The organism is Niabella aquatica (assembly GCF_054779315.1).
Genome location: NZ_BAAGYM010000005.1, coordinates 191,048 through 208,202, shown reverse-complemented (window position 1 = coordinate 208,202; position 17,155 = coordinate 191,048). Strand labels below are relative to the sequence as shown.

Annotated in this window: 15 protein-coding genes; 11 read left to right on the top strand and 4 right to left on the bottom strand. The window is 43.5% G+C overall.

Annotation, left to right across the window (positions count from 1 at the left end; translation table 11 throughout):
• The first annotated feature begins 135 nt into the window (after positions 1-135).
• The 10 genes from ACYVBM_RS05840 (at position 136) to ACYVBM_RS05795 (ending at position 11,824) form a co-directional block, all read left to right on the top strand.
• A complete protein-coding gene (locus ACYVBM_RS05840) occupies positions 136-1,671 on the top strand; it encodes a family 43 glycosylhydrolase (RefSeq protein ID WP_460684687.1) in 1,536 nt (511 codons plus the stop codon).
• A 136-nt stretch (positions 1,672-1,807) separates the two neighbouring features.
• Positions 1,808-2,914, top strand: coding sequence for a glycoside hydrolase family 88/105 protein (locus tag ACYVBM_RS05835; RefSeq protein WP_460684686.1), 1,107 nt, complete (start codon positions 1,808-1,810; stop codon positions 2,912-2,914).
• A 364-nt stretch (positions 2,915-3,278) separates the two neighbouring features.
• Positions 3,279-4,331: an endonuclease/exonuclease/phosphatase family protein gene (locus tag ACYVBM_RS05830; RefSeq protein ID WP_460684685.1), complete on the top strand. Its 1,053-nt coding sequence runs from the start codon at positions 3,279-3,281 to the stop codon at positions 4,329-4,331.
• 310 nt (positions 4,332-4,641) lie between these two features.
• Complete coding sequence (locus ACYVBM_RS05825; RefSeq protein WP_460684684.1) at positions 4,642-5,847, top strand: Gfo/Idh/MocA family protein; 1,206 nt, start codon at positions 4,642-4,644, stop codon at positions 5,845-5,847.
• A gap of 332 nt (positions 5,848-6,179) precedes the next feature.
• The gene (locus tag ACYVBM_RS05820; RefSeq protein WP_460684683.1) at positions 6,180-7,535 is read left to right on the top strand and encodes an ATP-binding protein; all 1,356 of its coding nucleotides are present in this window, start codon (positions 6,180-6,182) and stop codon (positions 7,533-7,535) included.
• A 560-nt stretch (positions 7,536-8,095) separates the two neighbouring features.
• The gene (locus ACYVBM_RS05815; protein ID WP_460684682.1) at positions 8,096-8,371 is read left to right on the top strand and encodes a hypothetical protein; all 276 of its coding nucleotides are present in this window, start codon (positions 8,096-8,098) and stop codon (positions 8,369-8,371) included.
• Positions 8,372-8,722: 351 nt separating this feature from the next.
• The gene (locus tag ACYVBM_RS05810; protein WP_460684681.1) at positions 8,723-9,949 is read left to right on the top strand and encodes a DUF763 domain-containing protein; all 1,227 of its coding nucleotides are present in this window, start codon (positions 8,723-8,725) and stop codon (positions 9,947-9,949) included.
• Positions 9,950-10,007: 58 nt separating this feature from the next.
• Positions 10,008-10,259 carry a type II toxin-antitoxin system ParD family antitoxin gene (locus tag ACYVBM_RS05805; protein WP_460684680.1) on the top strand — a complete coding sequence of 84 codons (252 nt, stop codon included), beginning with the start codon at positions 10,008-10,010 and terminating at the stop codon, positions 10,257-10,259.
• Positions 10,252-10,551, top strand: coding sequence for a type II toxin-antitoxin system RelE/ParE family toxin (locus ACYVBM_RS05800; protein ID WP_460684679.1), 300 nt, complete (start codon positions 10,252-10,254; stop codon positions 10,549-10,551). Before ACYVBM_RS05805 ends, ACYVBM_RS05800 begins: the two co-directional genes overlap by 8 nt.
• Positions 10,552-10,876: 325 nt before the next feature.
• Complete coding sequence (locus ACYVBM_RS05795; protein WP_460684678.1) at positions 10,877-11,824, top strand: aldo/keto reductase; 948 nt, start codon at positions 10,877-10,879, stop codon at positions 11,822-11,824.
• 583 nt (positions 11,825-12,407) lie between these two features.
• Here the strand turns inward: ACYVBM_RS05795 and ACYVBM_RS05790 are convergent.
• Both ACYVBM_RS05790 and ACYVBM_RS05785 read right to left on the bottom strand, forming a co-directional pair.
• Positions 12,408-12,944 carry a GNAT family N-acetyltransferase gene (locus ACYVBM_RS05790; RefSeq protein ID WP_460684677.1) on the bottom strand — a complete coding sequence of 179 codons (537 nt, stop codon included), beginning with the start codon at positions 12,942-12,944 and terminating at the stop codon, positions 12,408-12,410.
• 319 nt (positions 12,945-13,263) lie between these two features.
• A complete protein-coding gene (locus tag ACYVBM_RS05785) occupies positions 13,264-13,803 on the bottom strand; it encodes a hypothetical protein (RefSeq protein WP_460684701.1) in 540 nt (179 codons plus the stop codon).
• Here ACYVBM_RS05785 and ACYVBM_RS05780 point away from each other — a divergent pair.
• Positions 13,687-13,959, top strand: coding sequence for a LytR/AlgR family response regulator transcription factor (locus ACYVBM_RS05780; protein ID WP_460684700.1), 273 nt, complete (start codon positions 13,687-13,689; stop codon positions 13,957-13,959). The two genes, ACYVBM_RS05785 and ACYVBM_RS05780, sit on opposite strands and share 117 nt — an antisense overlap.
• Positions 13,960-14,179: 220 nt before the next feature.
• On the opposite strand, the gene ACYVBM_RS05775 is transcribed toward ACYVBM_RS05780, so the two are convergent.
• Together ACYVBM_RS05775 and nagB are read right to left on the bottom strand one after the other, a co-directional pair.
• Positions 14,180-15,184, bottom strand: a complete 1,005-nt coding sequence (locus ACYVBM_RS05775; RefSeq protein WP_460684676.1) for an ROK family protein — start codon at positions 15,182-15,184, stop codon at positions 14,180-14,182.
• Positions 15,185-15,230: 46 nt separating this feature from the next.
• Entirely contained in the window at positions 15,231-17,150 is a 1,920-nt protein-coding gene (nagB, locus tag ACYVBM_RS05770; RefSeq protein WP_460684675.1) for a glucosamine-6-phosphate deaminase, read from the bottom strand.
• Positions 17,151-17,155 lie beyond the last annotated feature (5 nt).

Below are 17,155 nucleotides of genomic sequence, written 5' to 3'. Positions count from 1 at the left end.
TTCGGCCAAGAACAATAAACAGTTACGAATGCAATTGAATCCTTCCGCTTGCAGGCCTTTTAGTGGTATGCTCCAACAAAATAATGTTTCCGGCTCACGATACTGGATTTATAGAAAAACGAAAAAAATATACGAATGAAACGATTAATACTTATTGTATGTATCCTCACTAGTACATTGTTCTGCACATCCTGCGGGAAATCAGATGCTTCGGTGAAACAGCCGGATCCGGTAAAGCCTACGCCTGGTCCTCCAGCAGAAGAGGATGATCTGACCCAATTCACCAAAGACGAGAAATTCACGAATCCTGTTATGCCGGGCGGGCCCGATCCCTGGGTAGTGCAGAAAAACGGCACTTACTACTATACCTTTACACAGGGCAGCAAGCTGGTGATCATCGAAACAAAAAACTTATCAGAGTTGGCTTCCGGGCGCCGTACCGATGTGTGGACTCCGCCTGCAAATCAATCCTATTCAAAAAATGTATGGGCCCCCGAACTTCACGAAATTAACGGTAAATGGTACTTCTATTTTGCCGCCGATGACGGTACAAATGCTAACCACCGCATGTATGTGCTGGAAAACTCCTCACCCAATCCTGTGCAGGGGAGCTGGGCACTGCGGGGAAAAATTTCTGACCCTACCAACCTGTGGGCTATAGATGGTACAGTACTGGACTATAAAGGCCAGTTGTATATGTTATGGTCGGGCGGAAATGCAGGCGCGCCGCCACAAAATATTTATATTGCTAAAATGAGCAATCCCTGGACGATTACCGGAGAAAAGGTAATGATTGCTACGCCTAACTATGACTGGGAAAAGAAAGGCAACCCGATTAACGAAGGGCCACAGGTTCTAATCAATCCTGATGGCCGTGTATTTGTGGTATACTCCGGCAGCGGCTACTGGTCTGACGGATATTGTCTCGGGTTGCTTACTTTGAAGAATAACGGGGACCCTATGAATCCTGCTGACTGGACAAAGAACTCACAGCCTGTTTTTTCCATGCTGGCAACTAGCAAGGCCTATGGACCCGGCCATAATGGTTTCTTCAAATCGCCTGATGGTAAAGAAGACTGGATCATTTACCATGCACGCAGCGTTGCCAACGATGGCAATGCAGGCCGTAATCCCCGCATTCAGCGCTTTACCTGGAACACTGATGGTACTCCCAATTTCGGTACGCCAACAAATATTGATATACCGCAGAACCGGCCCTCCGGTGAAACGCTGCGCTATATACATCCCAAAACCAAATGGTCTGTCGCAGGCTTTAGTTCAGAAGAAACCGCTAACAGCCGGAACCGGCTTATAGATGGTAATACAGCAACGTTTTGGGTAGCACGCTATACTTCCAACCCAACTGATTATCCCGACCACTGGATCACAGTGGATATGGGCGAAGTAGCAAGGGTGAACGGATTTATTGTAAACCAGAAAGAAGGCGATCGAAAAATAAAGGAGCTGCAGATACTTATTAGCAATGACAATAACACCTGGGAAACCCTTGGCGTGTTTGCACTTAATAATTTTGATGTGCGGAATCTGTATATTGATCTGCCGCAACGCAAGCAGTTCCGGTATTTCAGACTGGTGCCCAAATCCGGCCATGTAGCAAGCGAGAAGCAGCCTGGCCTGGCAGAAGTGTCTACTTTCAGGTATAAAGATTAAATAACAGATGGTACATGACATTTTTCCCGATTTGTGCGGGCACCAACCGGGCTTTGTAGTGGGTATGCAAACACGCACCACTTCATTTCAAATGTTATGCACACCGGATGGAACGATATTTAAAAAAATGAGCATAATGAATAAAAGAATCTTTACGTTATTATTGTTATCACTTCCTTTTCAGTTTTTGTTTGCGCAGAAGGATGTACTGACCGGCTTTCCCAAAGGTTATACACCCGAAGAAGTGGGAAGACTTATTGCTTACCGTTTTGTGTACTCAAAACATGCGCTTCATGCCGGCAAATGGATTGGGTATCCTGAAACCTTTTACTGGAATGGTGCACTTAACTTTGCCCGTCTGACAAAAGATGATATGCTGGCGGGGTTCCTTAAAAAAAGATTTGAGCCGTTGTTTTCAACAGAAAAAGAGCTGTTGCCCATTCAAAACCATGTAGACCTCAACATGTTTGGCAGCCTGCCGTTAACGCTCTGGCAGCTTACGAAGGAGCAACGTTATTTTGACCTGGGTTTGCCCTATGCCAACACACAGTGGGAATTACCTGCAAACGCGAGCCCTGAGGAAAAAGTATGGGCAGATAAAGGGTATAGCTGGCAAACGCGCCTATGGATAGATGATATGTATATGATTACTATTGTGCAAACCAAGGCTTATCAAGCAACTGGCGATAAGAAGTATATCGACCGGGCAGCCAGGGAAATGGCCCTTTATTTAGATGAGCTGCAACGCCCCAACGGTCTTTTCTATCATGCGCCTGATGTGCCTTTTTACTGGGGCCGCGGCAATGGATGGATGGCGGCAGGTGTAACGGAATTATTACGCTATTTACCTGTAAATAATAAATATTACTCCCGTATTCTGCAGGGCTATCAAAAAATGATGAAAAGCCTGAAAAATTATCAGCGGCCCAATGGTATGTGGAACCAACTCATTGATGAGCCGGATTGCTGGGCAGAAACATCCGGATCAGCCATGTTTACGTATGCGTTCATCACAGGAGTTAAAAAAGGATGGTTAAATGCCAGGAAATATGCCCCGGCAGCCCGCAAAGCCTGGATGGCCCTGGTGGACTATGTAGATGATAAAGGCGCTGTATCCGAAGTGTGCGTGGGAACAAATAAAAAGAACGATAAACAGTATTATTACGACCGACCGCGAAATACCGGCGACTATCACGGGCAGGGTCCTTATCTATGGTGCGTTGCAGCTTTACTGGAAAAATAATGTATATCACTTATGATTAAAAACAGCATTGAGTAAAAGATGCCTGTTAAATGAACCAATGTCGTGCCAATTAAAAGCTTGTCTGTCGCCGTGAAGTTCAGTAAAGGGATTAAAATTCTTTGAATGACAAGTAACGCTGTCAGGCAGATGGCCACAGTGAGCCTGTCGAACTGTTGACAAAGCCGCAGGCGATAGATATTGATGCCCTTCGTCAGAACCAGGACACATTAATTTTTTTTATTTAAATTACTTATTATTAACAGCTTCTCGAAGGGTAGTTCTCGCTTTGCAGGAAATGAAGGATACAATAAGTATTTTAGCACTGGTTTGATGATATGTATTGTTGCATTTTATGATTGATTCCATGATGAAGAAAATAAAATTATTAGTATTTATTGTATTTGCGTTTTTGCTGCTTGGCAGCACTGCAAAAGAAAAAATCCAGCAGCTAAAGGTGCTACAGCTTAATCTATGGCATGGTACCTATGCTGTGCCCGGCGGCTTTGGTGGTTTGGTAAGTCTTATAAAACAAACAGATCCGGACATTGTACTTTTCTGCGAACTTCAGAATGCTCAAAAAACTGATTTAATTGCACGGTTAATAGATACCCTTAAAAAAGAAGGACAAATCTATTATGGCAAACCGTCTGGTCAAAGTGCAGGAATGATCTCAAAGTATAAAATTGAAGATCAGCAACTATGCTGTTACTCAGATGTGCAGGGGGCTATGACAAAAACGTATATTTCTGTTGCCGGCCATACCGTAGTAGTTTATGCTGCACACCTTGATTATACCAATTATGCCTGCTACCTTCCAAGAGGGTATAGTGGTACTACCTGGAAAAAGCTACCTGCGCCTGTATTAAATGCAGACACTGTATTAAAAGCAAACCGGCTCTCGCAGCGGGATGAAACAATAACTGCATTTATTAAAGACGCAAAGCAGGAAATAAACAATGGAAGATTAATCTTATTGGGCGGAGATTTTAACGAGCCGTCTCACCTGGACTGGCAAGCCGATACCAAAAACCTTAGAGATCATAATGGATTGGTTGTAAACTGGGATTGTTCTGTGATGCTTACTAAGATGGGTATGATAGATTCCTACAGGAAAATATTTCCGGATGCAGTAAAAAATCCGGGTTTTACTTTTCCATCTGCTAACCCGGGAGCAGCAATAAGCAAGCTTACCTGGGCGCCTGAGGCAGATGAAAGAGACCGGATTGATTTTATATATTATTATCCCAACAGTGCATGGTTATTAAAGCATGCGTCTATTGTTGGGCCTGCGGAAACCATATCATACGGAAAAATAACGGCAAATGATTCGCAGGATTCATTTATTGTTCCGGAAGGAGTATGGCCTACTGATCATAAAGGAAATCTGGTTACATTTTTAATCAGGAAAAACCAGTAAATGATCATAGTTCTCAAATAAGCCTTAAGCTTAAATATATTCTGGTGCAAAATCCATGATAAACGGAGCAGTATTTTGGGATTTTTTTTGTAAGACAATGCATATTTTTCAAATCGGAAGCCATGTTTGTTGAATGTATGCAGCTTTAATATTTTGGCCGGTAAAAATGCTTCTGAAATTTTTCATTCCTCCTTTATATATTATGAATGAAAAATTTCATGTACGTTTGACAGATACCATTGCACAAGATCTGAAGGTCTGTTTTATCAGTGGTCAAAAACAGGATCCGATATTGGACTAAATACAATATATGAAAAGAAGAACTTTTTTAAAAGGTGCGGGGCTGTTAACGGGCGGAGCCCTGATGGGAAATGTAGATGTGCTCGCAAATAATCAGTCATCTGTTATAAAAGTGGGTATTATAGGTTGCGGTGACAGAGGAAAAGGAATGATACATGTGACCCAGGAGCTGAAGGAGAAATTCAGCATTACCGCAATATGTGATACGCTTGATTTCCGGCTGGATGAAACCCGTAAAATCCTTCAGAGCGGTACTTTCCGGGCTTATAAAGATTACCGGAAGCTGCTCGAAGATAAAAATGTGGATGCGGTTGTAGTGGCAGTGCCCCTCCACATGCATTATCCAATTGCAGCAGATAGCTTGCAGGCTGGTAAGCACCTGTATCTCGAAAAAACGATGACCTTTGATATACCGCAGGCATTAAAGCTGGTAGAAATATCAAAACAGCGCTCCAAACAAGTGGTACAAATCGGACACCAATACCGCTATTCTCCGCTTTATTACAAAGTGAAAGAAGTTATAGGAAATGGTCTGCTGGGTAAGGTGAATCAGATAGACTGCAGGTGGGACAGGAATGGCAACTGGCGCAGGCCGGTGCCTGACCCGTCTTTGGAACGCCGCATCAACTGGCGGATGTATAAAGAATATTCGGGAGGCTTGGTAGCAGAGCTGTTATCGCACCAGATCGATTTTATTAATTGGGCTTTCGACACCCACCCCGTAACATTTCAGGCAACAGGGGGTATTGATATTTTTAAAGATGGACGGGAAACATACGACAATGCGCAGGTGATGGTACGTTACCCTAAAGAAGGCATTATTGGTAATTTCGGGGCTACCTGTGGCAATGCTTACGACGGTTATTTGTTTAAAATAAAGGGAACCAAAGGCACTATTTCTTTACTAACAGATCGGGGTGTTTTTTATCCTGAAAAGAATGCTGCGCCTCCAAACGAAGTGGTTGATGGCGTAACCGGTGCTTCCAAAATAGCCTGGAATAAGGAGGGAGGCATTTCAATTCTTCCGGAACCTACAAAAGATGGTACATGGTATGCATTAATGGATTTTTACAAGGCGGTTAAATCCGGAAAATTGCCCGATTCCAATGTTTACACAGGCGCCAAAACCGCAATATGTGTTCATCTGGCTAACGAGGCTTTATACAACCAGCAAGCCGGGTACTGGAAAGAAACCTATTCCGATATGGTGTCCTGATTTGTAGCAGGTCCATTTTTTTCTGGATAAATTCTCTTATATATACAAGAATAGGGGAATGGGGATAAAGCAAAAACCCGCTACGATAACCGTTGCGGGCTTTTGTACAAGATCGTCTTGACATACTTCAATCAGACACCAACGTCCATTACATTGTGGCCGACCCACCCACATTATAGCCTTGACGACTATAACCGGCCCGTATACTCGAAACGGGAATGTATTGTTCATAAGTTTCCATCAAAGAATACTAAAGATAAGATTTTTTTGAAGCAAAGTCAATAAATCCGGCTATTATTTTTTACATTCAGCAACCAATTAAACCTGTTATCGTGTTATATACCTTATACCCCGAAAAGAAAAACGCCCAGATCATTGATGAAGCTATGAACGGTCTGAAAAATGTTATTGGACATAGGATGCAGCAACACTTTGATAATCAGTCTGCAGACTTTCAACCTGTATTGCATCATTTTTACGAAGATACCCAATTTGCAACGTACATACGCCAGCAAACAGGGGAGGGGGCAAATGCAGAAGAATTTACCATTATTATGATGGCATTAGCTCCCCATATTCTTCCCCATTTTTTTGAATCGGCTATAGCACAATACCTGCCGAATGGTGGTGATTTCCCCGAATTTGGCGGGGTGAGAGGCAGTAGCCACCGCGGTATGCTGCCAACAGGGGAGACGGTACAGTTTGTATTAGCCGGCAGGCAATTGGAAAAACGGCTGGAATTACAGCAATATTTTACCGAGGATCATTTTTTTTACGGTAGCAATATGCTGTGGCTCGAACCTGTAAAAGAAGGGGAACCTTTTATGAGCGGCCGCATGGTACTGGCCTCAGATTTTGTTGAAAAGATCTTATATGGTAAAGAAACAGCGCCCCGCTTTGGCCTGGATTTTCCTGCCCGGCGTATCACTACACAGATGAGTTGGGAAGATGTGGTTTTAAATGAGCAAACGGCGGAACAGATCAGGGATATCAATACCTGGATGCAGCATCACGATGCGCTTAAAGAAGATGCGAACCTGAAAAATAAAATAAAGCCCGGCTACAGGGTTTTGTTTCATGGTCCGTCAGGAACGGGAAAAACACTCACAGCAGCACTTATAGGCAAGCAGTTCCAAAAAGACGTGTACAGGATCGATCTGTCGCAGATCGTATCCAAGTACATTGGTGAAACAGAAAAGAACCTGGAAACGGTATTCAGACGGGCAGAGTCCAAGAACTGGATATTATTTTTTGATGAGGCAGATGCTTTATTTGGTAAACGTACCAATGTACAGTCATCGCACGATAAATATGCCAACCAGGAAGTAAGTTATTTATTACAGCGCGTGGAAGATTACCCGGGGCTGCTGATATTGGCGTCCAATTTCAAATCCAATCTCGACGATGCCTTTTTAAGGCGGTTTCATGCGATCATTCATTTTCCTTTGCCTAATGTGAATGAAAGGTTACAATTGTGGCAAAAAGCCATGCCGGCTTCCTTAACTGCCGATGCAGGAATTTCTTTACGTGAGCTGGCGCGTCAGTACGAAATGACAGGGGCGTCCATTCTCAATGCGGTGCATTATGCTACCTTACAATGCTATGCACGCGATTCAAAAGTTATCCTTCAAAACGACCTGCTGGAAGGGATTCGTAAAGAGTTCATTAAAGAGGAAAAGAGTATGTGATGGAGAATAGAAATTGCATTATATTTCAATTTTTATATTTAACATAATATAAATTATAGGACAAAACGGGGCACCGCTGGGGCGGCGCCTTATCCGTTTGTCAGCTATAATTTAGTATTATGTCTGCGGGCTGCCTATATATCAATTAGGTTTTATAGTGCGTTAGAATGGTTTGGTTAATTTTTATGTATCTCTGGGCAGCCCTTGCCCTTGCGGGTAAATAGCCGTAATGGCAGGCGCTCCATGGGCTGGTAAAAATTCCGGTGTCGAACTGAAAACTTACACAGGATTTTTTACTGCACCCATGTTCACGCCGCGTTTGTAGCGTCTTTAAAATTTTTGCCTTTTTGCCAACGCTTCTTTTTTCTCTTTTTAATGGTCGCTCGCTGGCCTGTAAAAACTGCAATATGCCTGTAAGTCTTTAATTGCATTTTTCCAGTCGGGCGCTCGCGTAGTTGTTTATTATCCACTTTTTGCTTGTCCAAAAAGTGGAGCAAAAAAGACCCCGGAAATCGGTTGCCAGGGCGATTTCCGGGGGGAATATCTATTGGACGGTGTGCTTGGCAAATCAACTGTGGAATATAATTGCCTGGCGGACGCAGGTGGCTCTACAGCTCGTTTACAGCATCCAGCGTGTAATGGCTAAGCGTTTCGATGGCTTTGGTAAATACCTTGATCTGCCACGTGGAAAAATGGCGCAAAGCTCCGGGCTGCTCGTTCACCAGAAATATATTGTCGGGCGTGGTAAAACCATACTGGATATCAGGTACAGTACGGGGTTTATATCATTCATATACACGGTGAGGAATATCAACAAATCCGCACGCGGCGTGTAATCAAAGTCGCGTTGATTGATACTAAGGCTGCAGGTTGTTATTATCGCCTGTCGGAGGGCCTGCCCCCGCGTGAGGGATAGCAGCGGTAGCCCACAGCCGCGGCCTAAGCCGGGGCGAGGACTACAAGCGGATAGCCCGGCCCCGGTATGGGGTTTGGGAGCGGCTCTTTATTACTTCGCTAAGGCTACAAGGTGTACCTTGCTGCACTGTTGCCCATCGGCCCCATACCGGGGGCACGCCCTAAAAGAAAAAAATAAAAACCAATCCATACAGACCACCCCTCGCCCACACCGGACATACACTATCGCAGCCATGAGGCCAATCAAATTTAAATGCTAATTTTGTTAGTATATGATGCAGCGATCCGGCAGTGCAGATTTACCCCTTCATAACGGCCAGGTGCCGCCCTGGCTGGCAGCGCGCATGGCGGCATTGGGCAAGGCGATTGTGGAAGAAATTATTGCCAGCCAGGGTAAAAGCGCCCTGCTGTCTAAGCTCAGCGACCCCTTCTGGTTCCAGAGCCTGGGCGCAGTGATGGGTATGGACTGGCATTCTTCGGGCATTACTACTTCGGTAATGGGGGCTTTAAAAAGGAGCATCAACCCGCTGGACAGGGAGCTGGGCATCTGCATCTGCGGCGGTAAGGGCCGCCACTCGCGCAACACGCCCCAGGATATCCTGCGCTTTGCCGAAACCACGGGCCTTAACGCGCCCGACCTGGTGCGCAGCAGCAAGCTCAGCGCCAAGGTGGATAATACGGCCGTGCAGGATGGCTTTCAGCTGTACCAGCATCACTTCATTGTGAGCGACGAGGGCCAGTGGACGGTGATACAGCAAGGCATGCGCGACAGCAGCGCTACGGCCCGGCGGTATCATTGGCACTCCCCATCGGTACAATCGTTTACCGAAACGCCGCATACCAGCATTTACGGGGCCAACCAGGGCAACATCCTCAACCTTACCGATAAGCTGGCGCAACCATTAAAAACGGCTATGATGGAAGTGGCCACGGAAAACCCGGACCGGATGCTGCCGGAAATAGCGAAGATGAGGCACCTGGTAATGCCCGGTCACCACGATGTGAGGGCCAAGGATGTGGACCTGAAGCGCCTGGGCGCGGTGCTATGGCTGGCGCGGGAAAAGCAGGTGCAGCACTTTGAAGAGCTGCTATTGCTGGAAGGCCTGGGCCCTAGAACCTTGCAGTCGCTGGCGCTGGTGAGCGAGGTGATCTACGGGCAGCCCACGCAGTTTAAGGATCCGGCGCGTTTTTCGTTTGCCCATGGCGGTAAGGATGGTCACCCCTTCCCGGTACCTACTAAAGTGTATGATGAAACGATCGACACCTTACAGCATGCCATACAAAGGGCGAAGCTGGGCCGGCAGGATAAAATGCAGGCGATACAATCGCTGTCGAAAATAACGGACCGGCTATCTAAAGATTTTATTCCGGATGGTAGTATTGACGAGGTGATCGCTCACGAAAGAGCGGAATCCTGGAAATATGGCGGGAGGACGGTTTTTGGGAAGGTGAAGGAGCCGGAGGGAAGGCAGTTGGATTTGTTTGATGAGCAGGGATGATGGGCGTGCATTTGAAAAAGTTACCAAATTTTGGTAACTTTATGTAAAAGGAAATGTTATGGGACGCAATACCTCTGTATCATTGGGCGATTACTTTGAAGATTTCGTAGAGCACAGTATAGCGGCAGGCAGGTATAACAATGCCAGTGAGGTTATAAGGGCGGGGCTGCGATTGCTGGAAGAGGAAGAAAACAAGGTTCAGGCGCTTAAAAAAGCCATTGAAGAAGGCATTAATAGCGGCGTTGCTAAAAATTTTGACGCAAAAAAACATTTAGAACATCTAAAGTCTGCAAAGAAAAAAGATGGCTAAATATGTATTGACCAATAAGGCCGTTGAAGACCTCACCAGGATTTGGGATTATACTTATGAGGCCTGGTCGGAAAACCAGGCGGATAAGTATTATGCGTTGCTTATTTCAGCCTTTGAAGAAATAGCGGAAAGTCCAGGTTTGGGTAAAAGCTATGCGGCGCTATCAAAAGAGATATTGGGCTTTAAAGTAGGCAAGCATATTATTTTTTACAGGATACTAAAACCCGGACAAGTTGAGATGGTGAGAATTCTTCATTCAGGAATGGACTTAAAAAACAGACTGAGAGAATAATTGCGGCTAATTTCGAACTATACAAAATAAAAAAACTATCTATGACCAGCTTTTAGCGATGGTTAACGAATTCCCTTTTAAAAAAATAATGTCTTTTACAGAAGGCGAATTTTAAATGATCAGCTACTGTAACATAACGCGAAATTACAGGACATAATCACAACATTATTTACTACATTTACCACAATGAACATCAATAAAATCACTACATAATCCTCTTGTATACCGGCAATAAACACAACTGTGGCACCCCCAGGAAAATTTTGCAGCAACACTTAAGGGTTTAACCAGGCAGTGAAAATAAAACCGGATTGATAAAAATATTATGGATACCAGGAATCAACAAAACCCAATTAAACGCCGTGACTTTTTACAAAAAACTGCGGTATTAGCAACTTCTGCAATCTTCTTACCCTTTTTGGGCAATCATGCATATGGTGCATCAAATACTATAAAAAACAATAGCTCCATTCCAACCGTTAAACTCAATAATGGTTTATTGATGCCCATTCTTGGCTTTGGCACCTATTCATTAAAAGGTGATATATGCCAGCGTTCGGTGGCTGAAGCTATTGCTGTAGGGTATCGCCTTTTCGATACAGCCAGCAGGTACGGAAACGAAACATTTGTTGGGTCAGGAATTCAACAAACTGGTATAAAAAGAGATGAACTCTTTATCACTTCAAAAGTTTGGGTAGATGATTCAGGGTATGAAAAGACAAAAATGGCTTTTGAAACCTCTTTAAAAAAACTGGGCACCGATTATTTAGATTTATACCTTATTCATCGGCCAAGAGGAGATTTTAAAGGTTCCTGGAAAATGATGGAAGAGCTCTATAAAGCCGGTAAAATAAAAGCCATCGGCATCAGTAATTTTACCCCGGCTCAATATAACGACTTAATGTCAGTGGCGACAATTAAGCCCGCAGTTAACCAAATTGAAACGCATGCATTCTTTCACGAGATAGACTCTTATAATGATTTGAAGAAAAACGGCGTACAAATGGAAGCCTGGGCACCATTTGCAGAGGGTAGAAACGGACTGTTTACCAATCCAACTTTGGCTGATATTGGCAAAAAACACAATAAGACCAATGCCCAGGTAAGTTTAAGGTGGCATTACCAACGTGGCGTAGTGGCTATACCCAGAACGGTTCAAAAGGCACATATGATTGAGAATTTAAACATTTTCGACTTTAAGCTCAGTAAGTCTGAAATGAAAGCAATTGCAGCTTTAGATCTGAATATCTCTCAATTTCCGGAGTGGACATAAACATACCGGAGCTGTTCCTTTACCTGCGTTATCTTTCTTCAGAAAGAACTGAAAACTGAATGGGTGATGTTCACCAGGAAGTATTAAAGTTCGCTTTTGAGAGATAACCCGGCAAAGGCTGAATCGTATGCTTCCCGCTCAATATCGTTACAGGGCTAAATAAAAAATTAGAACAAAAGAATTTCTGGCATTTTCGGGCACCCGAACCAGGCTCACCCATCATCCAGCGTATTGCGGGTTGTTATTGTCGTCTGTCGGTCAGGCATATTATTTTTTATTAGGGCGTGTCCCCTGCCCTAATTGTTGTTGATATTTTAGTGGTCAGGGGTAGATTGGGTATATTTCTGACCCTGACGGTCATTTATGGGAGCTTGTATATCCGCCACAGCAAGATTAAAAGACCAAACAAACCGTAGCCCCGAAAAACCGTAAAAAAATAATACAGCTGACAAAACAGGAGTCTGATTATATTTTTTTCATTTTGCAATAAAGAAATTAAAAAACGCAACCAATTCTTCATCCAGGAAAGAAATTATGGAATCAACAGCCCTTAGTGAAGTCAGACTATTCTAACTCACCTGTATTACCGTTTCACTTGTTCCCATTCTTTTTTAAGCAGGGCAAACTGGATGGTATTTTCATATTCCGGGGTTCCGTCTGCATTTTTTACAAATGAAATATATTCCAGGAATAATCCCTCCTTGCGCATTCCAAGACGTTCGCAGAGTTTTTGGGAGCGTGTATTGTCTTCTTCTACATACGCATAAATCCTTCTGGCGCCCTTCTGTGTAAATAAATACTCCAGCAACCCGCCCGCCGCTTCTATTGCCAATCCCTTTCCTTCAAATCTGGAATTAAAATTCCAGCCAACGCTGTACGTATCGCCTTCCTTCACAGCAAAAAGATTTCCGATGAGCAGATCATTTTCTTTAAGGCATACCGCAAATTGTGAAGCATCTTTGCTTCTTTTAATAACTTCAGTGCGGGCTTCTTCTATCGAAGATACTTTTTCGTCAGCAAAACAATGGACGCGTGGGTTTTCAAAATAATCGAACAATGCCTGCGCATCGCTTTCTTTAAAACGGCGGACGGTCAGCCTTACTGTTTCAAAATATTTCACTGGAATATGGTTTTACATTATACATTCATTTTTACACTTTTTTGCCGCGGTTCCTGCAACTCTTCCGGGTTCCGGGAAATTGCGATAAAAGAACGATCCAATATGCTGAATAAACGATTTTATTTTCAGGCCAAATATAGTCCACATCTTCTACCGGCATTCTTTTATAGGGCTGTAATGATGAAATTGGAAACCGAAATGCGGGAAAGCCTGGCTAAGCCTGGCAGTGTTTCAGCAATTTGGAGTTTTTAAAATGTTGGATTGTGTAAGATGCGGACAAAGCTATTTTCAGGGGATCACGCAAACAGGTCAAAATAACTTAAAAACCAAAAGAAAGACCGCCTCCCCAATCAACTCCCGGTTTTGTACGGCCCGGAATGGGAATCTCTCTTTGGTGAGAACTGATATGACCCTTTAAGGGATTATAATTAGGATAAGCTTTCAGCGCAAATTTTTCATCCATCTTTCTTTGAAGTTCGATTCCCAGCAACGCTGTAAAATGGTTATTGTTGCGAACACACAAGGGGCTGCCCCGGTAGGCTGCGAAATAGGAACTGGAACCAACTCCGAGCATTGATCTTGCCCGTATTTCCCAACTGCTGTTAAATGGATACCTAAAAATGAGCCCTGACAGCAGCAGCCGCCGAATCAGTGAAGACCAGGCGAAAGGGTCCTCAGCACCGGAGAAATTTGCAGCTGCGACAAGGATATCGTGAGGGTGGTGCTGGATGAAATAAGTCATATACAAAGCCTTGGAAACTATGTAAAGGTTTATACGCATAATTCGGTTTATGTCACCCCTGCTACCACAACCGAGATCGAACAAAACCTTCAGGGCGCGCCATTCAAAAGAATCCATAAATCCTACATTGTTGCCCTTAAAAAAATCAAGAGAATAAGCAGCGGGCAGGTCTGTCTGGAGAATGGCACCCTCCTTCCGGTAGGCGTTACCTACAGGCGGGAGCTACTGGAATACTTCAACAGTGAGCAGCTTTCTAAAAATGAGAGTATTTAAGAACACGCGGCCACAGCTCCATCATTTTCCTGTGATGCCATCCACACTTTCTGCCCGTAAAATTTATCCACGGGGATTTCATATTCTGTTCTATATAAAAAAATTGTGACTTTAACACTATTACAGACAAACAATGTACTTATACCATTTGTTCTACAATTAGATTATACGAAAAAACCGTATTCTTAATTTAGAAACAGCACGTATTACAATTTGAATATCATTCCCATGCTAATGGACTGCTTCCCAAGATAGCAGCATCTGCCTCATTTAATCCGCTGATAAAAAGTTTGACTTTTTCTTTGTAAACAGGAAGCAGATTGTTTTCCATGTGATAGGTAGCAGGTTCTACAATATATTTTCCTGCTTTTACAACACCGCCAAATAATACAATCACCTGGGGAGAGAAAAAAGTAATAAACGCCGCTAACGCCTCCCCAAGTATTTGACCTGTAAATCTAAATACCTCAATAGCTGTGGCATCCCCTTTCACAGCAAGGTCATATACGATTTTTGAATTTATTTGTTCGTCGCTGATCTGACTTAAAGAAGAAGCCGGGTTTTTATCACGCATCTGCCTGGCCGTAATGGCTATCCCGGTTGCAGAGCAATATGCTTCCAAAGTTCCATACTGACCCGTTCCCCAATGCTTTCTTCCTCCCGGCCTTACTATGATATGACCGAGCTCGCCTGCAAAGCCGTTATGACCGTGAACAATTTTACCATTGCTAACAATACCTCCGCCAACTCCTGTTCCAAGCGTTAACATTAAAAAATCGTTCAGACCTTTTGCTGAACCATACATCATTTCTCCCAATGCCGCTGCATGGGCATCGTTTGCTAAAATAACAGGAACCTTAAATTGCTTACCAAATTCCTTTACCACATCTACATCTTTTTTCCAGGGGAGGTTAGGCGCATAGCTGATCTGTCCTGTAATGCAACTTCCGTTAGGAGCACAAATACCCATACCAACTAGCTTATAATTGCCCTGTAAGATTTTAAGTCCATTAAGTAACAACGTATGCAATGCTGCAACAAATAGTTCAAAATCGGCAGTACAATTAGTATCAACCACGCCGCGAAATAAAATATTGCCCTTATCATCTACTAATCCATACTTTGTATTGGTTCCACCAATGTCAATACCGGCAACAATACGTTCTAACTGATCACACCATTTCATACTTTCATTAAAAAAGTCGATTTTAACACCTGCTGCCACGAACCTGTTAACAGCGGTTATGTATATTTATAACAGCGAGGCAACATTAATAATGCCATCTTACAAAAGCCTCGATTGCTTCATAATCAGCAAGTCCCAGCTTGTGATATATTTCTGCTGTTTCATGAGTTCTGTCTTCAGCCCGGACCCAGAATTCCCGGGGATCGTCGCCGGGGAAGACCGGAAGATCTTTCTGCGACTGATGCTTAAAGATAGCAAGGCGCTTTCGGTTTACCTCCTGGGGAGACAATGGTACCGCCATTTCAATTTCATGAATAGGATACTCATGCCATGCCCCACGGTACAACCATAACCAACAATCTTTTGTCCATTCATCTGTTTTTGACAGCCGTTTAAGTGCTTCATATAAAATATCAAAGCAAACTTTGTGTGTGCCATGAGGATCGGCAAAATCTCCTGCCGCAAAAACCTGGTGAGGCTTAATACTACGAAGCAATGCTATAGTTTGCAAAATATCATCCTCAAATGAAACTTCTTTTGCCAGCTTTGCACGATCATAAAATGGCAGATCCTGAAAGTGAATATTTTCATCGGGCAGGCCTACAAAGCGAGCTCCGGCTATAGCCTCTCCTTTCCGGATAAGGGCTTTAACAGTACGAACAACTTCGGGATCTAATTGGTTGGGTTGTTTAACTTTAAAGAAATCCCTCACTTCGCTATAAATTCCTGAAGTAGTTGCGTCATCGTTGTGCACTGCCCTGGTATAATCCTGCACAAACTCAAGGTAACGTAATACATCATCATCCCATACAGCCGTATTGCCAGAAGTTTGGTAGGCTACATGTACATTATGTCCCTGATCTGCCAAACGAATAAAGGTTCCTCCCATTGAAATGACGTCATCATCAGGATGGGGAGAAAAAAGAACTACATTTTTCCGGGCGGGGTGGGCCCGCTCCGGCCGGTTAGAGTCGTCAACGCCAGGTTTCCCCCCGGGCCACCCGGTAATGGTGCGTTGAAGTTCATTAAAAATTTTTATATTAATGTTATAAGCAGGTCCTTTTTCAGCTACAAGCTGCGCCATACCATTATTATTATAATCTTCATCGGTCAGCTTCAATATTGCTTTATCTACCTTTAACGACAACCATACTACCGCTTTTTTAATTAGCTCATCAGTCCAAACCACATTATGCGTTAGCCATGGCAAATCGAAACGGGTTAATTGCGAAGCAGCTCCTTTATCCAATATAAATTCTATATTATTGGACAATTGTAAGTAAGTAGCAGGTATATCAGCAGAGATATTTCCTTCTACCGCTTTTTTAACAATCGCTGCTTTTTTTTCATTCCAGGCCATTAAGATAATTTCCTTAGCCTTAAAAATGGTACCCACTCCCATTGTAATGGCCTTTGCAGGTACATTTTCTTTACCACCAAAATCATGTGCCGCATCACGCCGGGTAAGGTCGTTCAGCACCACTAACCGTGTACCCGAATTCGGAGCTGACCCCGGCTCATTAAAGCCAATATGACCGGTACGGCCTATACCCAGAATTTGTATATCCAATCCGCCGAGACCGGATATTTTTTGTTCGTACGCCTCGCAAAAAGCGGGAATAGCCTCTTCAGATAATGTACCATCAGGAATATTAATATTGGCTTTTTCAATATCAATATGGTTGAACAAGTTTTTGTTCATGAAGGTTACATAACTCTGGTCCGCATCTGCCATCATGGGGTAATACTCATCCAGATTAAAGGTTATTACATTTTTGAAACTGAGCCCTTCCTCTTTATGCAGACGAACCAACTCTTTATAAACTTTAACCGGAGTAGCTCCTGTAGCTAATCCTAATATGGCCCTCTCTCCTTTTGCCTGTTTTTTTTTAATAATTGCTGCAATCCGATTTGCTACACTAATTGAGGCTGTTGCCTGATCTTTATACACCTTAACAGGAACCTTTTCAAATCGGGTTTCTTCTAATAAATTTAATCGTGCCATTCTAA